This window comes from Pokkaliibacter sp. CJK22405 (assembly GCF_046614695.1).
Taxonomy (GTDB): domain Bacteria; phylum Pseudomonadota; class Gammaproteobacteria; order Pseudomonadales; family Balneatricaceae; genus Pokkaliibacter.
In genome coordinates this window covers 116,027-138,673 of record NZ_JBKKHQ010000014.1, presented here as the reverse complement: position 1 = coordinate 138,673, position 22,647 = coordinate 116,027, and the positions used below count along the sequence as shown (strand labels likewise).

Genomic DNA, 22,647 nt, shown 5'->3' with positions numbered 1-22,647 from the left:
AAGACCACGAAAAACAGCCTCAATATAACCCCCCTTAATTCGCACAAATTAAATAAGAATTATCATTAACAAAAAAATTCACAGCACTGGCGATAACTTTAAACAAATCCCTCAAGCGTTACTCTGCGATTATTAACCCCGGTAAAAATCAGCCGTGAAACATGCATGAAAACTGGGCATTACGCTCACCAAAATGGTGCATAAATGTAAAGATTTTAAAAAGACTGGCAGACCAAAAAAAATGTATTACTCTTCGTCCTTTCACTGACAAATAGCGTCAGCTTATTACCATTTATTTTTAAAGACCCTCACTTGGCCCCATGGAAGGCGGAGTTCTGTTTGGGCTTCATTAGCTATTAATGAAAGGATGCTCGTTGTGCCACCTACTATTCACTCTTGGTTTAAGCCAGCTAATACCGTTGCCAATAACACCCCCTTACAACAACAGCGAGACACCTCCCTTCAGCAGCGCCCTCAAGCCTCAAGCAGAGCCGATGCAGTCACCGGCCCCCAGCCAGGTTCGCAACCGCCGGAAGTTCATCAGCAGCCGGAGAAGGGCAAACTAAGAAGCAAATTCAGAAATTTTCGAGAGGCGGTAAGTCACCCTCGCACCGCCATTCGCAATCATCGTGCGGCCGGTGATCTTCGCGAGCCAGAGCGATCAACCTCAGCAGCAACCGTTCGCTCCGGGCCGCTTACTGCGCCGCCTTTAGCTGCAGCGCTAACGCCTTTACAAAATCAGCCACGCCGCCCAAGCGTTCAAGTAGAACCCCGTGCTTCATCACAACAGGCCCAGACTCCCAACCTGTCCTCAGGGCCAAATCCGCTTCGCAGTCACCCAGTCATGAACCAGCTGCAGGAAAGACCAGGCGGCAGCTCCTCACAGGCACAAAATAACCCTGTTCAAGCGAACCAATCCCCAACGGCACTGGTTGAGCCACGTTTGCCAGCCAATACATCCACTCCCGCAGTCAAGAACCCGGTGGATGAATTCAGCGCCAGTCTTGATCAGATCTTTGGTGATCACGACCAGTTCGACCAGCAGCTACGCTCGCCAGCAGTGACGCCGAGTAGCTCCCGCGCCTCATCCGTCATCGCTGCACCTCAGGAGAGAGCCGATGCAGGGGCAGAAAACGCCATTGAAGAACGCGAGGCGGTAGAAGAGCATCATGAGCCCGAGAGCCCGGCAGTCTCTTCTCAGACCCGTGTGGCAGGCGCTCCGGTCAGTGTGGAAGGAGCTCCGGTTGCGAAACGCACCAACCCTTTCAGCCGCCTTAATCACTGGGTGACTCATGACAGCGAAGGGCGCCCCACCAACAAGCTGCGCAAAAGTCCTAAACCCGAACCGACACCTGAACCCCAAATGCGCGGCACCGGCATACAGTTCCAGTTGTCACTGGCAGAGGACACTCAGCCCGCCAAGAAAAAACAGCCCCCGGGTAAAGCCCTGGTGTTTCACCCAAATACCTCACCTGAGATGAAAGCGGTGCTGTCTAAAACACTGGCGGCACATGGCAGACAGTTTCTTGAGGTAGAGCAGCCTGAGAGCAGTGCAGAAAATCATAACCAGGCCTTCCTGAAGGACAATAAAGGTTTCTCCCATTATCTGATCAGTAGTGATACCGGCATGATCGCGCTGCACACCAGCGTGTCCAAGGACGTGTATCAGGGTGCAGGCAAAGGCAAGGCACGTGCCGAAGTGGAGACCGGACAACCCGATAGCAACCACTTCGGACTGATCAATGGTGTATTCAAGGATACGCAGGGCAATGCACTGCGCATGCACGATGGCCACCTGATGCGCTTCGATAATGAATCGGCCAGCTGGAAACCCGAACCGGCCCCCGGCGTGATGCCCTGGGTGCAGCTGCAAAGCAGCAACGGCAGGCTGACAGCGCAGGTAGCACCTGACGCCTCGCACTTTCAAATCCGCGATCTGACGAACGATCAAAACGTGCTGTTTGAATCTGATAAACCGGTCACCGCTCACCATTACGCCGACTACGGCGCTCTTGCGGTACTGGTCACGGATGACAAAAACGGCCATGAGGTCAGCATCATGACCCCCGATGCGGATGGCAGCATGAGCAAGCGTTCGTTCCGCTTTCATCTCAACGCCTTCCCCAGCAATCAACCGAGTAAAAATATTGAGGCTGGCCGACCAGCGCAGGTCGCCCTCAGCAATGGCATTCTCTATATCGCGGACAGTCACGGTGAGCTTTACAGCGTCGCACTGAATGACCCGCGAGAGATGGCACCGGATGACAACGGCTCGATTCCACTTCGCCACCACACCACCGATATCGAAGGGCTGGGCGATGAGCTACCCCGCCGGTTTATCACCAATACCAACGAGACCCAGAAGGGTCGTTACCCCATCAAGGGGTTCTTTACTGACAATGAAGGCACGCTTCAGGCCGTGGTTCAGGGTCGCTATGGACAACTGCACAGCTGCCCGGAGCTAGAGCGTGGCAAACTGGCGCTGGGGTGGAATCTGAGCGACACCCTCGCCTTCAGCAATAAGAACGGCATCCAGACACCGCCGAGCGAGAACTCAACGGTGCACATTGACCGCTACGGCAGCCTTAAAACCCATGCCGGGCGGCTGCAGTACCGCGACACTGTCACCAGACTTTGGCAGGAAATGCCGGGCAACCATAACATCAGGAGCATCAGCCGCGGGCTGGACGGCCACTCTTATGTGGTCGCCGATGGCCAGGTCCGCAAACTGGCCTTCAGCGATGCCAGTGACCAGCAAACGCTGGGGGCCAACATCTATAACCCGGGTATTCAGCGTAACCAGCCCAGCGTGGGCGGCCAGCTGACCGGCAGCACCGCAGCCGATAATTTCGTCAGCGCCGCTGTGCTCAATACCCATCAGTTCATTGGCCTTAACGATGATGGCGAGGCGACGGTTGTTAATAACTCGCGCGCCTTTCACACCGCCATGCAGCCGTCTTTCAAGTTACCTCTGACCGGTATTCCCGAGGGACAAAAGCTGACCAACCTCTATGTCGATGGTAAGCACAATCTGGTGGGCCTGACGGACAAGGGTCAGGTACTGCGCATGCCGGAAAGCGCCTGGGGTAAACGTGATACTGCCAGAGCCGCCCAATGGCAATTGCTTGAGCAGCCGTCCGAGACAGAGGCTGGCGAGGAAGCCGCAGCGCCTGCGCCCGAGGCTCCGGCAGAAGTCAGCGCACCGCCTTATTTCTCCACACGTGACCGCCAGCAACTTACCCTGCATCGCGATGGCAAGCGATGGAACCTTTCAACCGAAGGTGACTGGAAGCGTAGTACCGCAGAAGAGTCACCGGATGTTCGCGAGAACACCCCGTTTGATATCAAGTTCAAGCGACTGGCGGATGCCCAGAAAAGTAAGCGGGTGCTGGGTCGCGAGGTGAAATTCAAAGCCGGTCTGCTGGGTTTTAATAACGCGGAAAAAACCCAGAAAGTACAAAGTGGCTTTCGCGAGCGCCTGCGCGCTCATTACTTCCGCCTTGATACCCAAACACCCCGCCCGCTCAAGATTGCCGGCAAGGCCATCCAGCACCAATACAAGGGCCGCGATGGGCTCGACAGTCTGTACAAAGATCTGGGCAAGCTGCATACGACCCTGCACACGCGCTCCGAGCCACTGGCCGTCAAACGTGAGTCGATCGATGAACGCTTGCACAAACTTAAGCACCCCGAGCTCAACCCGCACTATTCGCCACTGGCAGAGGAAGGGTTGCAACTGCTTGATGAGATTCAGCATTTGCGTGACGAGCTGGACACCTCCAGCTTCCACTCTTTGGCGCTGACGGCTGTGAAGGCAGGTCTGATTGATAAAAATGGCAGGCTGAAAAGCAAAGCGAAACACCAGAACACCTCCGGCAAGGATGACAACCACAACCTCGCTAAAGAGCTCAAAAATATCTGGAGCAATAACGGCATGCAGGCCAGTCGCAGCGAGACAGCGCGATTACTGGAGGCCCTGGATGAAGCCGGTATTGAGCTTAGCCACCCCCACAATCATCCCGGTAATCGTCGTCGGGATATCAGTGATGACAGCGGCCTGACCAAAGCCCGCCTGATCCTGAACGCCGTCACTCTGGATAAACTCGATAGCGTACTAACGCGACTGGAAGGCCTTTCTCTGGGCAACGCCCAGTCACAAAGCGAGGTTCTGAGTTCTATCCGCAACGACTTCCTCAATATCCGTGATAACGAATACCGTAACCAGCAGGTGCGTACCTTTACCGACATGGGCCACGGCAATTTCAAGGACCTGGAGAACAACTACGACACCCTCAAGGGTTTCGTCAAAGGTTTCCATAAGGACGATCATGGCGTGGCCATGACCAGCCGCTCCGCACTGGATGCCAAAGACAAGCAGCAACTGAAAGAGGCCATGCGGGATGTGATTCTGTCACTGAAGGAAGGCGACTCCATCTCCTTTGGTCGCGCTTATGATGGCGGTATCAGCACCACCTACAACCCGGTCTCCCAGGCAGCAATCTTTACCTCGGTAATGGCTGGACTGACATCCGGCGTGGCCCGCTCCATGACCTTCCTGCGTGATGAGGGCGACCTTATCGTCAGTCTTGGCAAGAACAAGGCCCGGGGTATCAGCCTCGGTGGCTTCTTTGGCCAGAACCTCATTCCTATCATGCAAGGGGTTGAGCTTAACGATCCGGCGTTTTCCCATACCCTGCAGAAAGACGTCGGTCCGCGCTGGGCAGGCTTTGACCTGCGAGCAGGCTTCATCAGCGCAGCCACCTTCGCTCGCACCGGACGCAGTGGTCTGGATTTCTCGATTGATGAGAACGCCATCGAGAAGTTCGTCAACGATCTGATCGACGGCGAAACCTCCGTGACCGCCATGATGGAAGAAGGCGCCAACTTCGAGAACAAGCATGGACGAACGCTGTCCTTCAGTTTCGATCTGAATGGCTCCTTCGGTGTGCGAGCGGGTACCGATGCGACAGAACATACCAGCAACCCTTTCGCGCGCATTCGAGGTGAACTCGGCTTGCGACTCAGCTCTAACCTCGCCACCTATGCTCATACCAAGGATGAGAATCTGGCGCAGGCAGGCAAGCGCGATGTAACGGCGGTTAAAGCGGGTATATTCAATAACTTTAATGCCTCTGTTGGCGCCTGGCTGCAGACCTACCTGAACCTTAACCTGACCGATGATGGCTCACAGCAGTTGCAGGACTATGGCTCCTTCAACGGCATTGAAGGCAGTATCTCCTTCGATGACTGGAAAACACGACAGGTGGACGTGCAGGTCAAGCAGGCGGCCCCGATCTCACACGATGCGGTGAATAATATGATCGACCGCCTGGGTGCTCGCTTTACCGACAAAAAATCTCAGGAAGAATTCAGCCGTATCCGAAACCTGCAGAGCAATACTCTGGCAGAGCGCCCAGGTGCTGCGGATCTGGATCTTCATAAACTGGCTGAGCTGATTACCCATATGTCCCATCAGCTGGAACCCACGCTGGAGCAACGGGCGACAATCAATGAGCTGGTAGCACTGAATAACAAGGCACTGGCCCACAAGAAACGGACCTGTCAGCTTGGCGAGGTGAAATACACCTCGACCTACACCAACCTTAGCCACATCAATAAAGACTCCATGACGGAGGTGCTGCTGTCGCACCTGTCCAAGGACAAAGCCAGCTCAACCGCCAAACGTGTGCAGGAGTACGCCGCTCACGACCCGAAACTGCAAAGCCTGATCGAGACGATGCGCAACACCCCCAATGCGGTGGCCAAGGTCACCATGGAAATCAAACCCAGCGTCAAACTGGCTGCGGAGCTTTGCATGGCGAACGGCACTATTTCCGGTGCCGATGTCGCACTGCTCATGAAAGATCCGAACAATCTGCGTATTCGCGATATTAAAGTGCTGGGCTCGGCCTCTCTCTCTGAGACCTTTACACCACTTCAGGTCATCATTGGTGGCGGCAGTATGTCTTCGGTATCAATGGATAAAAAGATCGGCCAGATCTATTTCAAATACCCGGCAGATGACAGCGACAGCCCTCATCAGTTCAACATTCAGGGCGCCATAGCCACGGGTGATAGCGAACTGCGTGCCGCAACCGCCAGCCTGGCAGAACGTTATGGTCAGGAGCTGAGCTAAACCCTTCGACAAGCCTGAATACTGGCTTTTACCAAGCAGGTGTCTCAAGGAGACACCTGCTTTTTTTCATCTGGCTTAGCCCCTTTTATTTTCCGGCATCAAGTCAGCCCTCAGCCTGACAAACAGCCACCTCTAACACGCCAAAAGACAGATAAATACGTTAAAAACGCCGGAAACCTGACGGTATTTTCCCCTGAACGTGCATCTAACCGACTGGTTGATTTTTAAGCACAAAAAACAACCTAAATTTGCAACTTTTCGTCGGAACTAAACCACTCACAACAGTACATAGGGTATCTGATGATCTACTAGGTCTCTCTGAAACGCCGAGCATGGAAGAATTACGGCCACCAGAGACGATAGCTATCGAAGAGAAAGTTTTTAAAGGACTGGCGGCCGTGAGCAAGTTAATTAATCTTTTCCGTAATTCACCGGCGTCGGGGGTGGAATCCTCCGAGCACCATGGAAAAAAGAAAAGTCATCTCAATCAGCAGCAGACAGCATCATCACGCCCTGATGCTGTGGAAAATCTGGGAAATAATTCCGGCCAGCCGCCCCAGGTCTCACAGAATGGGAATGACCAGCATCAGAAGGTGCGCTTTCGCCATTTCACCCGTCTGGCAGAAAGCCTGCGCTCACCCAAGAAACAGGAAACGTCCACCCGCAGCGATACGCCCGGACTGGCGCCACAACCCCAGGACCGTCTGGTGGGCTCGCCCTATGAAATGATGCCGACCGGTAAAGCACCAGTCATGCAGGAGCAGCTGACCGGCAGACGCTATGAGGACATGCCTCAGGGCAAAGCCCCCACCCCGTACACAACACGCCAGAAAGAGCCGGAAGCGCCTGCTCAGCAACGGCCATTGGATCAGCTGGAAAACGCCTCTCGCGAATCGGTCGCAGGCAGTGGTCATTCAGAGGTCAGTGACGACTTCGTGCGCCCACTGAATGTTCACAAGAACGACCCGAAAGGTAAGCAGGTTCGTTTCGAGGATAACAATGAGCGTGGAGGATTTGACCCCAACGATCCTTTTGCGCCCCTGAGTAGCGGTGGCGACCCCTTTGGCATTTTCAGCAATAACGGCCAGAGCAGCCGCAATGCCTTAACACCGCAGGACATGATGATGCATGGCGGCATCGTGGATGATGAGCGGCCCAACGTTCCGGAACGCTCACGTAACCGGATCTCCCGTGATGCGGTTCAACCCAATCCCCTTGAGCGCCATGATAGCCATAGCTCGCAGGGCACCAGCTCATCGGGCTCGTCCTCACAGGCCAGCGGTCAGACTGAAACGTCCTCTTCCAGCAGCAGCTCTTCCTCAACGGATAGCTCAGCATCCGCAGAAGCGGCCCATAGCAAAAACCCGTTCAGACGCCTGAACTACTGGGCAACCCATCACTCCGATGGCACGCCGACCACCCGCTTGCAGAAATTCCGCGCTAAACCAGAGGAGCTGCCACCGCTGTTCGGCAAAGGCGTCCAGTTTGATCTCAAAAAAGGCGACAAAGGCCAGCTTGAGTTCAATACCGACACCTCTCCTCAAATGCGCGAACTGCTGAGCAAAACCGTTGGTGCTCATGGTCGTACCTTTAACATGGTGCAAAGCTCCAACTCGGGGTCGGCAAGGACGGGCGAAAGTCGCGCTATTCTGCGCGATAACGACGGTTTCACCCATCACGTGCGCAGCGATGAACTCGGCATGGCCGCCTATCACAGCGTCCTTGCTGCTTCTGTCGTTAACACCGGGGTCAAACTGGATGCACCGGACTTCCATCACGATGCTCATGTGCATGGTATTCATCGTGACGGCGACAATGCCTTCAAGATGCATAATGGCGAGCTGAAACAGTTCAATTTCGGGGCTTCGCGCTGGGAAAACTTTGAGATTCATGATGGCCAAAGCTGGTCACATCTCAGTAGTAATGCCAATCAGGTAACCGGCGTTGTTCATGACGGTACACATTACAGCGTCTCCAATCTGAACAATCCGGATGAGCCGCTCTTTATGTCGGATCAGCCGATCGTCAGCCATCACATGGATGCCGATGGCCGCCTGATCGTTCTGCAGAAAGGTCCCAACGGTGATGCCAGGGTCAGCATCACGACCCGGAATGATGACGGCACACCGAATACCATCACATCGAACCTGCGCTTAATGGCCCACAACATCATCGGCCATGAGCTGACGGCCGATGCCGGGATTCCGCAGAATATCGCGATCAGTGGTGACCATATGTACATCGCTGATGGTCATGGGGAGTTTTACTCGCTGACCGTGGATGAAGTCACCGCCAACGCCGGCAACGAGCGTCCGATCCCGATGCGCCACCACACTTCCGGTTTCCGTGAGTATGACAAGGAACACCGTCTTGCTGGCTTCTTCACCGACGGCAAAGGCGTCCTCAATGCGATTCTGAAAGGTGGTAACGAGCATCCGCACTCTTGTCCGGAAGTCGCCCGTGGCGACTTCGGCGTGGGCTGGAACCTGGGTGATGCCCTGGCAACTTACAACTCTCAGGGCCTTGAAACTGAGAACCCGAATAGCAGAACCGTACACTTTGACCGTTTTGGTTCCCTGCGCGTCAATGACGGCAAGCTACAGTACCGCGATGCGCTGACCAAAAACTGGCAGGAAATGCAGACCGGTGATGTACGCGAGGTGAGCCGCGGCCTGGATGGTTTCAGTTATGTACTGCAGGGCGGCCAGATCCGCTCACTCGACTACACCGAAGGCACCAACAGTCAGTTTATGGGTGCCAACATCTATGAGCTGGGCATCCAGCGCAACAAGCCAGGGTTTGGCCCTCAGCTCAAGGGTGGCAAGGCTGACGACAACTACGTCTCTGCCGCTATCGTTAACTCCCATGAATATGTTGGCCTGAATGCCGAAGGCAATATCAGGGTCGTCTCCCACTCCCGTGCTTACCACGGCGCGCTGGGTACGCCCGAAGCCCTGACCAAGAGAGGCATTCCTGCAGATCAGACCCTGAAGCAGGTACAGTTTGACGAGAACGAGAACCTGATCGCCCTGACAGAACAGGGCGACGCCTACATGATGACGCCGGATCAGTGGCGTCGCAAAGATCCCAATGACATTAGCTGGCAACAGATGCCCTTCGCCCGCGAGCATGACTTCGCTGAGGGCGAGCCCTTCCACCTTTCCGTGGATGGTGACAGCAAGCTGACCATGACCCGTGGCAACGACCATTTCTCCGTACAGAATGGCCGCTGGACGGCGCTGGAGAATCATCAGGGGCAAGACCCGGACGTCACCCGCCGCACACGCTTTGATGAAGCCTTTGACCGTCTGCAAACCAGCATGAAAACCAAGACGGTTCACGGTCGCTCCCTGAATGTGACCGCCAGTATTGTCGGCTCTCCCAATGCAGAGCGCGGCAAGGTACAAAGCCGCTTCCGTGATCGTCTGCGTGCCCATTACTTTAAACCGACGATGGAAGTTCCCCGCTCGATGAAAATTGCGGGTGATGCCATTCAACACGCCTTCCGTGGCCGCGAAGGCTTGCGCCCGCTCTACGATGAAAGCGTGAGCCTGCACTATGAGCTGGATGCACTGCAGACTCATAACCTGCCCAAGCGCGGCAATATGACCGAGCGGGTCAATACGCTGGAGAGTTTCGCCAGCAGACTGCCCACTAACTCCCTCAATCCGGAAACGGCCAAGGCCAGCCAGGATTTCCAGCGTATGCTGGATGAAATCACCCTGCTGCGTGATGAGCTGGACCGAAGCTCACTGCATACCCTGTCGCTGGTCGCCGCCAAAGCCAAGGTGGTGGATGCCCATGGCCAGATCAAGGCCAAGCCTCATCCCAAGCATCAGGAACGGATGTCCCATACCAAGGGGCATAACCTGACGACTGAGCTCAGAAATATCTGGAATCTCAGCGGCATGACTGATGATCAGAGTGCCACCGCTGCGCTCTTGAACCTTCTCTCCGAGCGTAATGTGCAGCTTGGGCACAGCCGACCTGATATTCCTTTCGGCCGTCAGCGTGACACGGCGGATAAAGCTAGCCTTGCCAAGGCACGTCTGGCGCTGAACACACTGACACTGCACAAGGTCAGTGAGATGCTGGTGCGCATGGAGGATGTGATGAATGGTCACGCCTCACCCACCAAGAACCAGATGGACCGCATTCGTGCCGATTTTGTTAACCTGCGCGATCAGCAATATCGCAACAGCGATGTGCGCATGGCCACCGAAATGGGCCATGCCGACTACAACGACATCGAAGCCAACTACGATACGATCAAGAGCTTTGGCAAAGCCTTCAGCAAGGAAGATCATGGCGTGGCCATGACCAGCCGTTCAGCGCTGGATGCCCCATCCAAAGAAGAGTTACGCGGCGCCATGAAGGAAATCATCAGCGCCCTGCGCGAAGGGGAATCCATTTCCTTTGGGCGCTCTTACGAAGGCGGCGTGAATACCGTCTATAACCCGGTCAACCAGTTACCGATCTTCAGCTCTGTCGTCGCGGGTCTCAGTTCGGGTGTTGCCCGTTCACTGACGGTACTGCGTGATGATGGCAACCTGGTCGTTAATATGGGCCGTAACAAGGTTCAGGGCATTAGCGCTGGTGGCTTCTTTGGTCAGAACGTACTGCCCTTTATGGCGGGTATTGACCTTAACGAGCCCAACTTCAGCAACGCCTTCCATTACGATACCGGCGAGAAACGTCAGGCAACACTGGACCTGCGTGCAGGTCTGACGCTGGCCGGCACCCTTTCTCACGCCTCTCGCCAGGGCATCGAATTTGTTCTCTCCGAAGCGCAGATTGATGAGTTTGTTAACTCACTACTGGATGGCGGTGTCAGCCCTCAGGAGATCATGAAGAAAGGTCTGGATCACGCCAGCAAACATGGCCACACCCTATCCTTCAGTCTGGACCTCACCGGTCGTGTCGGCGTACGTGCAGGTGTAGATCTGAGCCAAAACGACAGTAACCCTTCCATGCTGGCACGTGGTGAATTTGGTGCCACGCTGACCGCTAACCTGCTGAGCATGGCCGGCACCATCGATGAAGAACTGGCGGCAGCAGGTAAACGTGATGTCACCAATACCAAAAAAGGCTTCCTGACCAAGGGCAGTGCCGCCGTCGGCGCCTATGGCCAGACAGCTATCACCGCTAATGCGTCGAAAGACGGCAAGCATCAGATCAACGACTTTGGCTCCTTCACAGGTGCAGAGATTCGTGCCAGCTTTGAAGACTCGAAAACCAAACAGATTGATGTACAGATCAAGCAGTTTGGTCCGTTAAATCATGACCACGTCCAGAAGTTGCTCACCACGCTGGAGAGTGCGTTCAATGACCGCGATTCCCTGACAAAACTGGCTGAAATTCAGGGGCTCACCAAGGAAGATTTCAACCGGCCACTGAGTGACCGTGAGCTGGATTTTGAGAAGCTGCGCCGTCTTAACACCTTCCTCAAGACCAAATCAGAGGTGAACAAGGAGCAATGGGCAGCTATTAACGCAGTCGACACTGCACTTAGCCGTGCCCTGGCCTATGCCAACCACAGTTACCAGCTGGGCGAAGTGAAGTTCTCCACGACTTACACCAACCTGAATCGTCTGGATAAGGAATCCATGACGCAGGTACTGCTCTCGCATTTGTCCCACGAAAAAAGCGTATCAACCGCGAAGAAGCTTCAGGCTTTCGCCGCCAATGATCCGCAGCTGCGCACCCTGATGGACACCATGAAAAACTCCATCAACGCCCGCGCCAGGGTCACGATGGAGCTGAAACAGGACATCAAGGCGGATGCCGAGCGCAAACTTGCCCTTCGCCAATACTCCGCAGCTGACATTGCACTCCTGATGAAGGATCCGAAGAACCTGCGCATCAAGGACATCAAAGTTGTCTCCGGTGCCTCACTGACAGAGACCTTCACACCACTGCAGATTCTGGTTGGTGGCGGCAGTATCTCTACCGTGGGCATGGATAAGCTGATCGGGCAGATCAAATTCCATTACGGCCCGAACGACGGTGAAACCAGTATCCCAACGCACTTCAGTGTACGTGGCCAGCTGGCTCACGGAACTGAATCGACCCGTAACGCTGCCAGCGATCTGGCCGCAGAGGATCATCAGCAGATTATCTGATGCCTTTTGTTTGCACTCCTGCGGGCGCTACAACGCAGGAGTCAAATACCTGAGAGCAGCAATAAAAAAGCCCCGAATCATCGGGGCTTTTTTGTACTCATGGAACTCAGACCGTGGCCTGAGTTTAGTCCTTGATGCGATATTCAGCCGAACGGGCATGAGCGGTCAGGTACTCTCCACGCGCCAATACCGAGGCAACTTTACCGACTTCACTGGCACCGTCTTCCGAGAACATGATCAGAGAGCTGCGCTTTTGGAAATCGTAGACACCCAGCGGCGATGAAAAACGCGCAGTACCGGAGGTCGGCAGTACATGATTAGGCCCCGCACAGTAATCGCCCAGAGCTTCCGCGGTGTAACGACCCATAAAGATCGCCCCGGCATGACGAATCTGAGACAGCAGCGCTTGCGGGTCTTCCACCGACAGCTCCAGATGCTCTGGTGCAATGCGGTTAGACACTTCACAGGCCTGCTCAAGGGAGTCGACCAGAATGAAGGCCGCCCTATCCTGCAGAGAGGTCTGGATGATGTCCTTTCGCTCCATGGTCGGTAACAGCTTGGCGATACTCTGCTGCACCTGCTCAAGGAAGGCCGCATCCTGACTGATCAGGATTGGCTGAGCCTGCTCGTCATGTTCCGCCTGGGAAAAGAGATCCATTGCAATCCAGTCAGGATCGGTTTGACCATCACAGATCACCAGAATTTCTGAAGGCCCTGCAATCATGTCGATGCCAACGGTGCCGTATACGGCACGTTTAGCTGTGGCAACATAAATGTTGCCTGGCCCTACGATCTTATCGACCTTGGGCACAGAAGCCGTGCCGTAAGCCAGCGCCGCCACAGCCTGTGCACCACCAATGGTAAACACACGATCAACACCCGCCAATGCAGCCGCAGCCAGCACCAGCTGGTTACGCTCACCACCCGGTGTAGGAACCACCATGATGATCTCCCCCACACCGGCAACTTTGGCAGGAATAGCATTCATCAATACCGATGAAGGGTAAGCTGCCTTACCGCCAGGCACATAAAGACCAACACGATCCATCGCGGTGACCTGTTGTCCCAGCAAGGTGCCATCGTCTTCCTCATAGGACCAGGAAGGCTGCACCTGACGCTCATGATATCGACGAACACGAGCGGCGGCGGTTTCCAGTGCATCGCGCTGTACTTTGGGCAGGCTATCCAGCGCCGACTGCATATCGCTCTGGCTCAGTTCGAGCCCTGCCATGGAAGAAGGCTCCAGGCGATCAAAACGTGCCGTGAACTCCAGAACGGCGTCATCTCCACGCGCTTTAACCGCACTCAGGATTTCTTCGACACGGCTCTGCACACCGGGATCAGACACAGATTCCCACGCCAAAAGCGCATCCAGCTCCTGAGCAAAAGAGGCATCAGCAGCATTCAAACGACGAATCACCGGAGCATTCATGCAGCTTCTCCCCGACGTGCAGCCACAGCCGCATTCAGTTTTTCCAGAATGGGCTCAATCATGCGGTACTTCATTTTCATAGAAGCCTTGCCCACCACCAGACGACTGCTGATATCAGCAATCATGTCTTCCGGCTGCAAACCGTTAGCGCGAAGGGTATTGCCAGTATCGACAATATCCACAATCTTGTCGGCCAGCCCCATCAAGGGAGCCAGCTCCATGGCACCGTAGAGCTTGATGACATCAGCCTGAATACCCTGCTCGGCGTAATAGGCTTTGGTGATGTTCACAAACTTGGTGGCCACTTTCAGACGACGACCTTTTACTGCAGGCGCACCTACGATACCGGCGGTCATCAGGCGACAGCGGGCAATTTCAAGGTCCACGGGTTCATACATTTCCTGAGCTCCGTGCTCCATCAACACATCCTTACCCGCAATCCCCATGTCCGCTGCGCCATATTCCACGTAGGTGGGCACGTCAGTGGCGCGAATGACAATCAGCTTAATATGGTCATGATTGGTATCGAAGATCAGCTTGCGACTGGAACTGATATCCTCCAGTGGATGAATATCAGCGGCCGCCAGAAGTGGCAGCGTATCCTTGAGAATACGGCCTTTTGACAGTGCCAGCGTCAGGGTCTGTTTCATCGTCACGTCCACATCACTACCCATTTTTTCAAACTTCAGTCATTCACAGACAGGCTGAATCAGCCCGCCAGACGACGGATTTTACCGCCCAGTCGTTGCAATTTTTCTTCGATACACTCGTAGCCACGGTCGATGTGATAGATACGATCAATCACGGTATCGCCCTTGGCGACCAGCGCAGCAATCACCAGGCTGGCGGAAGCTCGCAAGTCTGTTGCCATCACAGGTGCAGCCTTAATGGATTCACGACCTTCGATAATTGCCGTGTTGCCATCAATGGTGACCTTGGCACCCATGCGCGCCAGTTCATCCATGTGCATAAAGCGGTTTTCGAAGATGGTTTCCTTGATGATACCGGTGCCTTCAGCAATGGTATTCAGCGCCGCAAACTGTGCCTGCATATCGGTGGGAAATGCAGGATAAGGCGCGGTGGTCAGGCTCACCGCCTTGGGGCGGCGACCTTCCATATCCAGGCTGATCCAGTCATCACCAAACTCTACTTTGGCACCGGATTCGGTCAGCTTATGAAGCACGGATTCAAGAATATCGGCACGGGTGTTTTTCAGCAGCACTTTACCGCCCGTAGCGGCGGCAGCCACCAGATAGGTGCCCGTTTCGATACGATCAGGCAGTACTGAGTAATCACAACCATGCAGACGCTCTACACCCTCGACACGAATGGTATCAGTACCGTGGCCGGTGATTTTGGCGCCCATAGCGATCAGACATTCAGCCAGATCCACCACTTCAGGTTCACGCGCCGCATTCTCAAGAATGGTCTCGCCTTCAGCCAGCGCAGCTGCCATCAGCAGGTTTTCCGTACCAGTCACTGTGACAACATCAAAGAAGATGTGCGCACCCTGCAGACGGCCATCCACTTTGGCGCGAATGTAACCGTCTTCCAGCACGATCTGAGCTCCCATGGCTTCAAGGCCACGCAAGTGCAGATCCACCGGACGGCTACCAATGGCACAACCACCGGGCAGAGAAACTTCTGCTTCGCCAAAACGCGCCAGCAATGGACCCAGCACCAGAATCGAAGCACGCATGGTTTTTACCAGCTCATAAGGAGCCACCACGTTATCGACAGTGGTGGCATCAACTTCGATCACCATACGGTCAGTCATGGTAATACCTACACCCATGCGACGAATCAGACCTACCATGGTCGCGACATCATGCAGATGGGGCAGATTGGAAATTCGTACAGCACCTTCAGCCAGCAATGTGGCTGCCAGGATAGGCAGAGCGGCGTTCTTTGCGCCAGAGATCACGATGTCGCCAGACAGCGGCACACCACCGGAGATCATTAACTTGTCCATTCGTTGCTCCGACTCAGGCGTTCAGATTCTGCCACTGGGCAGGGGTGTAAGCTTTGATTGAAAGGGCGTGAATGCTGCCATCAGCAATTTTGTCAGACAGGGTGGCATAGACCATCTGCTGTTTTTTAACGGGGGTAACACCGTCAAAGGCCTCACTCACCACAACAACAGAAAAGCTGCAGCCTTCACCCTCGGGGAAAACTTCAGCGCCGCTGATACCCGCCTGAATTCGGGCTTTAACTTCATCTACCTGCATGTTTACCTCAAATACGTCTCAGAATTCCCACATAGGGAAAACAAGAACGCCCGCAGACAGGCTGCAGGCGGTTGTTAAATGATTCTGGTATCAGTGCTGCCGGGAAGTCAGCAATAAACTGCTCACATCCGTCAGGTCGAAGATCGCTTTCAAGGAAGGGGTTACCCCACTCCATGTCAGATCAACCCCCTGAGCTTTGGCCGTTCGAGCCAGTTGTAACAGAACCCCCAACACTACCATAGAGCGGGTGTGGAGTTCGGAGAGATCAACTTCGATCTCTCCTTGCATCTGTTTCACCAGACCACAGGCTTGCTCGACAACTTCTGCCGCTTCCACGAAGGACAGCTCACCTGCCAGTTTGATACCTGTGTTGGTGCGTTCAACCTGCATCGCTTATTTCTTCACCGCATCACTGGAAACACTCCAGTTCTGGATAACTTTGTCGAGGTTACCTTCACGGTTCATGGCTTCAGCAAACTGGTTGCGGAAGTTCAGACCGACGTTAACGCCGTCCAATACCACGTTGTAGATCAGCCACTGGCCATCTTTCTTGTGCAGGCTGTACTGCATGCGATAGGTGGTGCCTTTACTAGTGGTCAGATCAACGGTCACGCTGGTCTTGCCATCAGAACCTGCACCATCCTGGCTTGGCTGAACGGTGTATTTATCCAGTTCGATGACCTGCAGAGCCTTGGCAAAAGTACGGATAACCGTCTTTTTGAACTGCTCCTGAAAGGCCGCGCGCTGAGCATCGCTGGCCTGACGGTAGTAGAAAGCCATTACACCGCGGGACAGGCTTTCAAAATCCACAACAGGCGTTACGGTGGTTTCAACTTCGGCATAGAGCTTGTCGAGATTATCCGGGTTACGCATAGAGGCATCTTTCATTAGTGCCAGCATGCTGTCAGTTGTGGTGGAAACCACCTCTTTCGCTTCGCTCCAGTCATCAGCGCGGGCGGCCGTAGAAAGCGCCAGAACTGACATCATCAGGCTGACCCAAAAGAGTCGTGCGATTTGCTTAATCATCAGCTTTTGAACCTTTACACAGGGAACAGTAAATCAGTTTGTCCTTATCAGGACTTGCTCTGACTCGACAGGAATTTGCCGATCAGATCTTCCAACACCAGTGCGGACTGCGTGTACTCAATGGTGCTACCATCTTTCAACATATCCTCATCGGCTCCTACTTGTATGCCGATGTACTTCTCGCCTAACAAGCCTGAAGTCAGAATCATTGCGGAACTGTCCGTACTCAGATAGTTCACACTTTTATTGATCTCCATTGAGACCTTGGCACGCATGGTTTTCGGATCCAGCTGGATATCGGAAACACGACCAATCAGCACTCCTGCGATCGTGACCTTGGAACGCACCGTCAGGCCGCCGATATTATCGAAACGCGCATACACAGTATAAGTGGGCTCGCTGGCAGAAAAGGTCAGGCCACTGACTTTCAGTGCCAGCACAAGAAGTGCAGCAATACCGGCCAGCATCATCGCGCCGACCGTCATTTCCAGAGCACGTACTTTCATCCTAGAAATCTCCAAACATCAGTGCGGTTAGCACAAAATCCAGCCCCAGCACGGCCAGGGATGCGTAGACAACCGTTCGGGTGGTCGCCTTGCTGATACCTTCAGAAGTGGGCACCAGATCAATGCCCTGAAATACAGCAATCCAGGTCACAACCATGCCAAAAACCACGGACTTGATCATGCCGTTAACAATATCCTGAGAGAAGCTGACAGAGTTCTGCATATTGGACCAGAACGAGCCACTGTCGACTCCCAGCCAGTCAACACTCACCAGACTACCGCCCCAGATACCCACCACACTGAAAATAGCGGTCAGTACCGGCAGCGAAATAAAGCCTGCCCAAAAACGCGGAGTGACGATACGACGAAGCGGATCAACACCGATCATTTCCATGCTTGCCAGCTGCTCGGTCGCTTTCATCAGACCAATTTCCGCTGTCAGCGCTGAACCTGCACGTCCTGCAAACAACAAGGCCGTAACCACCGGCGCCAGCTCGCGGGTAAGTGTTAACGCCACCATTTGGCCAACAGCCTGCTCAGAGCCGTAGTCGACCAGAATGGTGTAGCCTTGAAGCCCCAGCACCATACCGATAAACAGGCCAGAGACGACAATGATGATCAGCGACAGCACGCCCACGAAATAGAGCTGTCGAATCAGTAAAGGGAACTGTGTGCGCCAATCAGGCGTAGCAAACAGCGCCTGGGCCAGCATCATGCCAGCACGTCCCAGCACAGCAAAGACCCCAAGCACGTGCCGCCCTAATGCGGCAATACGATCCAGCATAGCGAGGCTTCCTTACAAGAACTGCTCAGCCAGTGACGGCGCAGGATAATGGAAGGGAACCGGACCGTCAGGCAAGCCCTGAATGAACTGTTTAACCTGAGGTTCCTGCGTTTCCATCAATTGTTGTGGAGTACCTTTTGCCAGCACTTGGCTGTCGGCAATCACATAGACATAGTCCGCAATGCTGAAGGTTTCCTGAATGTCATGAGAAACCACTATCGCGGTATGTCCGAGTGCCTCGTTGAGGCTTTTAATAAGTTTTACGACAACGCCCATTGCGATCGGGTCCTGCCCGGCAAACGGCTCATCGTACATGACGATTTCCGGGTCAAGGGCAATCGCTCTGGCCAGCGCCACACGACGCGCCATGCCGCCGGATAGTTCGGAAGGCATCAGACTGGCAGCACCACGCAGGCCCACCGCCTGCAATTTTAACAACACCAGATCACTGATCATGCTTTCAGGCAGGTCGGTATGAACACGCAAAGGGAAGGCCACGTTTTCAAAGACACTCAGATCAGAAAACAGCGCCCCTGACTGAAACAGCATTCCCATTTTGGCACGCACCGCAAACAGAGCCTTGCGACGCAGTTGTGCGATATTCTGGCCATTAATCTCGATGCTGCCTTTATCGGGCCGAAGCTGACCGCCGATAAGACGCAGCAACGTCGTTTTCCCCGTTCCGGACGGCCCCATAATGGCGGTGATTTTTCCACGGGGAATATCCAGATCGACATCACGATAAATGGCCCGCTCACCACGAAAGAAGCTCAGATCGCGAATGCGAACAATTTCTTTCTCTTTATCCATGAATCCCTCGCTGGGCGATGAGCTGCTAACAAAGTCGGCGATAATAGCACGATGCCCCTGCTCAGGCATCCATCAAAACCCCTGAGATACAGTGTGATGCACTCTAATTAGGCGAGCACTTTCCCATGTTGCGAATGCCAGGCGGCAGGATGATATTGAAAGACCTCGTCACAGTCTTGTTTCACGCCCTCGCCCCAAAATGATGCTATGATGCGGCCCGATATTGCCCAGACGAGCAGCAACAATGACCGAGCAGCTTGATTTTCTCTCCAGCGCCCGCCGCACCCTTGAAACAGAAGGCAATGCCATTCTGGCGCTGGGCGATTACCTTACTGATAGTTTCAGCCAGGCGTGCAAACGTCTGCTTCAGTGCCGTGGCCGCGTGATTGTGCTCGGTATCGGCAAGTCAGGTCATGTCGGCAAGAAAATGGCCGCCACCTTTGCCAGCACAGGCACCCCCTCTTTCTTTGTTCATCCGGCAGAAGCCAGTCATGGCGACATGGGAATGATCACATCGCAGGATATTGTGATCGCGCTGTCCAACTCCGGAGAAACCTCTGAAGTCCTGTCACTTATCCCGTTGATCAAGCGTTTGCGTGCGCCTTTGATCAGCATGACCGGCAATGCCAACTCGTCTCTGGCAAAAGCTTCGGAAGTGCATATTTCCTTACCTGAAATGCCTGAAGCATGCCCCTTGGGCCTGGCGCCGACCACCAGCACCACCATGACACTGGCGATGGGCGATGCTCTGGCCATTGCGCTGTTGGAAGCGCGTGGTTTTACGGCAGAAGACTTCGCCTTTTCGCACCCGGGCGGCAGTTTGGGTCGCCGTCTGTTATTGCGTGCTCGCGATCTCATGCACAAGGATGCCGAACTGCCTCGCGTTTCGCCCTCAACACTGCTTCGCGATGCTTTGATGGAGATCACCCGCAAGGGGCTCGGTCTTACTACGGTGACGGATGACGATGGCAAGCTGCTCGGGATTTTCACCGATGGTGACTTGCGCCGTGCGCTGGATCAGCAACTGGATCTGCACAGCCTGACCATTGACCGAGTGATGACCCGACGTTGCAAAACCATCGAAGGCGACATTCTCGCCGCCGAAGCGCTCAACATCATGGAAGAGGTATCCATCACTGCACTGGTTGTGGTTGATGAAGAACGTCCCGTTGGCATCCTACATATGCATGATCTGATCAAGGCAGGAGTTGTCTGACATGGCACTGAATCCGCAAGAACTGCACAACCGCGCCCGTGCTATCAAAATGCTGATCATGGACGTTGACGGTGTTCTCACCGATGGTCGCCTGTTTTTTTCTGAGGAAGGTTACGAACTCAAAGCCTTCAACTCTCTGGATGGCCACGGCATTAAAATGCTGCACAAAGCAGGCCTCAAAACCGCCATTATTACCGGTCGACGTACCACACTGGTCGCTAAACGCGCGCGAGATCTTGGTATCCACTTCCTGTTTCAGGGCCGCGAAGACAAGCTGAATGCGCTTGAAGAACTGCGTCAGGAACACCACATCGAGATGGAAGAAATCGCCTACATCGGCGATGACTGGCCTGATCTGCCACTGATTACCCGGGTTGGGCTTGGCGTGACAGTTCCGAATGCTGCACCCGCACTGCTTGAGCACGCACACTTCTGCTGCTCTCGAGCAGGTGGAGAAGGCGCGGTACGTGAGCTTTGCGAGCTTATTCTGGCCGCACAGGATCAGTTGGATAGCTGCCTGGCACCCTATCTCGCTGCAGACTGACCATCGAAACTTGAGTACTGGTAAGGTGAGGACGCACTGAAACATGTCCTGGAAAAACAAGACTATACTGTTTCTGGCCTTTGTACTGATTGGCGTTGCCCTGATCCGCTATGATCTTCGCGACCCCGATCAGCCGGTGCTGACCTTACAAAAGCTGGATGGTGAAACTGCTGACAGCTATGCCATTGATACTCATACCGAGCGCTTCAATACCAATGGCCAGCTGGCTTCCACCATGAGCGCTCCGCGACTGGATCATTTCAAGAGCAAGGGTGTCAGCGTCATTGTTTCGCCCAAAGTGAATTCTGTACAAGCCAATGGACAGTGGTTTGCTACATCTGATACTGCACAGCAGTTCGATAACGATGACCATATAGAGCTTGAGCATAATGTGAATATCCGGCAGTCTTCAGAAGGTCAGGCGGATATCACACTGGAGACGCCCTGGCTGTATTTGGACCCTCATACCGAACGTGCGCACACCGATCAGGAAGTCGTCATCACCCGAGGGACAGGAAAGACAACGGCTGTAGGCATGCAAGCTGATCTTCAAAGCAAACATGTAGATTTATTGTCCCAGGTAGAAACGCTCTATGAACCTGCTCGCTAAAGTATCTTTATCTCTTGCACTATTGCTGCCCGTCGTTGCTCAGGCACTGCCGGAAGATCGTAATAAGCCGGTCCGGATCTTGTCTGATAATGCTGCGCTGGATGATGCGAAAGGGACAGTGACATACACCGGTAAAGTGAAACTCACTCAAGGCACACTCGAGATTGAAGCCGATAAAGTCGTGCTGTACCTCGTCAACGGTGAACTGACTCGTGCGAAAGCCTTTGGCAAGCCTGCGCATTATCAGCAGCTGCCCTCTCCTAACGAGCCCCTGACTCATGCCTATGGCCAGACACTGGATTATGACCTGAGCAAAGAAACAATCACTGCCCAGGAAAATGCCAAACTGACTCAGGCAAAAGATACCTTCACAGGTGACAAGATCATCTATGACATTACCCAACGCACCGTGAATGCCAGTGGTGGCAAAAGCTCAAATGCCGGTAGCGGCCGCGTTGAAATGATTTTGCACCCGAAACAAAAGACAACTGAATGAGTAGCACCCTGCAAGCACGCCACCTGGCTAAAGCCTATAAGGGCCGTCAGGTAGTCAAGGACGTCTCCCTCTCCGTGAGCCAAGGCCAGATCGTTGGCTTACTTGGTCCCAACGGCGCGGGCAAAACCACCTGCTTTTATATGATTGTCGGTCTGGTCGCCGCGGATAAGGGCGAAGTCCGCCGTGATGATCAGGACTTAACCCCACTGCCAGTTCATGGCCGCGCCCGTGCGGGCATCGGCTATCTGCCTCAGGAAGCCTCCGTTTTTCGCAAGTTAAGCGTTGAGAAAAACCTGATGGCGATCCTTGAAACCCGAAAAGATCTTGATCAGGATGCCCGCAAGAAAACGGCGGAGTCCTTAATGCAGGAGTTTCACATCTCCCACATTAAGGATAGTCTGGGCATGAGTTTATCCGGGGGCGAACGCCGTCGTGTGGAGATTGCCCGCGCGCTGGCCATGGATCCGGATTTTATTTTGCTGGACGAGCCTTTTGCCGGTGTTGACCCGATCTCGGTCACGGATATTCAGCAGATCATTCGCCATTTGAAAGAGCGTGGCATCGGTGTACTGATCACCGACCACAACGTGCGTGAGACACTCGCGATTTGTGATCACGCCTACATTGTAAGTGACGGGCACATTCTCGCTGAGGGCGATGCCGAGACGATTCTGCAACATGAGCAGGTTCGTCAGGTGTACCTTGGTGAAAATTTTCGCTATTGACCCATTCGAATG

At 54.3% G+C, this 22,647-nt stretch carries 16 protein-coding genes; 7 read left to right on the top strand and 9 right to left on the bottom strand.

All coding sequences use genetic code 11. The features are described from left to right. Positions 1-376 precede the first annotated feature (376 nt). Both ACKC9G_RS11040 and ACKC9G_RS11035 read left to right on the top strand, forming a co-directional pair. Positions 377-6,136, top strand: coding sequence for an AvrE-family type 3 secretion system effector (locus ACKC9G_RS11040; protein ID WP_411405252.1), 5,760 nt, complete (start codon positions 377-379; stop codon positions 6,134-6,136). Positions 6,137-6,534: 398 nt separating this feature from the next. After that, positions 6,535-12,258: an AvrE-family type 3 secretion system effector gene (locus ACKC9G_RS11035; RefSeq protein WP_411405250.1), complete on the top strand. Its 5,724-nt coding sequence runs from the start codon at positions 6,535-6,537 to the stop codon at positions 12,256-12,258. A 124-nt stretch (positions 12,259-12,382) separates the two neighbouring features. Here the strand turns inward: ACKC9G_RS11035 and hisD are convergent, their stop codons facing one another. The 9 genes from hisD to ACKC9G_RS10990 form a co-directional block, all read right to left on the bottom strand. After that, a complete protein-coding gene (hisD, locus tag ACKC9G_RS11030) occupies positions 12,383-13,690 on the bottom strand; it encodes a histidinol dehydrogenase (RefSeq protein WP_411405248.1) in 1,308 nt (435 codons plus the stop codon). Further along, positions 13,687-14,340 carry an ATP phosphoribosyltransferase gene (gene hisG / locus ACKC9G_RS11025; protein WP_411405246.1) on the bottom strand — a complete coding sequence of 218 codons (654 nt, stop codon included), beginning with the start codon at positions 14,338-14,340 and terminating at the stop codon, positions 13,687-13,689. The genes hisD and hisG overlap by 4 nt, the downstream gene beginning before the upstream one ends. 59 nt (positions 14,341-14,399) lie before the next feature. After that, positions 14,400-15,662, bottom strand: a complete 1,263-nt coding sequence (gene murA / locus ACKC9G_RS11020; protein WP_411405244.1) for a UDP-N-acetylglucosamine 1-carboxyvinyltransferase — start codon at positions 15,660-15,662, stop codon at positions 14,400-14,402. 13 nt (positions 15,663-15,675) lie between these two features. Next, on the bottom strand, positions 15,676-15,918 hold the full coding sequence (locus ACKC9G_RS11015) for a BolA family protein (protein ID WP_411405242.1): 243 nt from the start codon (positions 15,916-15,918) through the stop codon (positions 15,676-15,678). A 90-nt stretch (positions 15,919-16,008) separates the two neighbouring features. Then, positions 16,009-16,308, bottom strand: a complete 300-nt coding sequence (locus tag ACKC9G_RS11010; RefSeq protein WP_411405240.1) for a lipid asymmetry maintenance protein MlaB — start codon at positions 16,306-16,308, stop codon at positions 16,009-16,011. A 3-nt stretch (positions 16,309-16,311) separates the two neighbouring features. Further along, positions 16,312-16,944, bottom strand: a complete 633-nt coding sequence (locus ACKC9G_RS11005; protein ID WP_411405238.1) for a phospholipid-binding protein MlaC — start codon at positions 16,942-16,944, stop codon at positions 16,312-16,314. A gap of 47 nt (positions 16,945-16,991) precedes the next feature. Then, positions 16,992-17,450, bottom strand: coding sequence for an outer membrane lipid asymmetry maintenance protein MlaD (mlaD, locus tag ACKC9G_RS11000; protein ID WP_411405236.1), 459 nt, complete (start codon positions 17,448-17,450; stop codon positions 16,992-16,994). 1 nt (position 17,451) lies between these two features. Beyond that, entirely contained in the window at positions 17,452-18,234 is a 783-nt protein-coding gene (mlaE, locus tag ACKC9G_RS10995; protein ID WP_411405234.1) for a lipid asymmetry maintenance ABC transporter permease subunit MlaE, read from the bottom strand. A 12-nt stretch (positions 18,235-18,246) separates the two neighbouring features. Beyond that, positions 18,247-19,044, bottom strand: a complete 798-nt coding sequence (locus ACKC9G_RS10990) for an ABC transporter ATP-binding protein (RefSeq protein WP_411405371.1) — start codon at positions 19,042-19,044, stop codon at positions 18,247-18,249. 244 nt (positions 19,045-19,288) lie between these two features. On the opposite strand from ACKC9G_RS10990, the gene ACKC9G_RS10985 reads away from it, so the two are divergent. The 5 genes from ACKC9G_RS10985 to lptB are packed head-to-tail and all read left to right on the top strand — an operon-like array spanning position 19,289 to position 22,635. Beyond that, positions 19,289-20,260 (top strand): KpsF/GutQ family sugar-phosphate isomerase, encoded by a 972-nt coding sequence (locus ACKC9G_RS10985; RefSeq protein WP_411405232.1) that lies wholly within the window; start codon positions 19,289-19,291, stop codon positions 20,258-20,260. Between the two features lies 1 nt (position 20,261). Continuing rightward, entirely contained in the window at positions 20,262-20,804 is a 543-nt protein-coding gene (locus ACKC9G_RS10980) for a KdsC family phosphatase (RefSeq protein ID WP_411405230.1), read from the top strand. Between the two features lie 43 nt (positions 20,805-20,847). Further along, positions 20,848-21,414, top strand: coding sequence for an LPS export ABC transporter periplasmic protein LptC (lptC, locus tag ACKC9G_RS10975; RefSeq protein ID WP_411405228.1), 567 nt, complete (start codon positions 20,848-20,850; stop codon positions 21,412-21,414). Then, complete coding sequence (lptA, locus tag ACKC9G_RS10970) at positions 21,398-21,910, top strand: lipopolysaccharide transport periplasmic protein LptA (RefSeq protein WP_411405226.1); 513 nt, start codon at positions 21,398-21,400, stop codon at positions 21,908-21,910. The genes lptC and lptA overlap by 17 nt, the downstream gene beginning before the upstream one ends. Next, entirely contained in the window at positions 21,907-22,635 is a 729-nt protein-coding gene (gene lptB, locus ACKC9G_RS10965) for an LPS export ABC transporter ATP-binding protein (protein WP_411405224.1), read from the top strand. Before lptA ends, lptB begins: the two co-directional genes overlap by 4 nt. Positions 22,636-22,647: the final 12 nt, after the last annotated feature.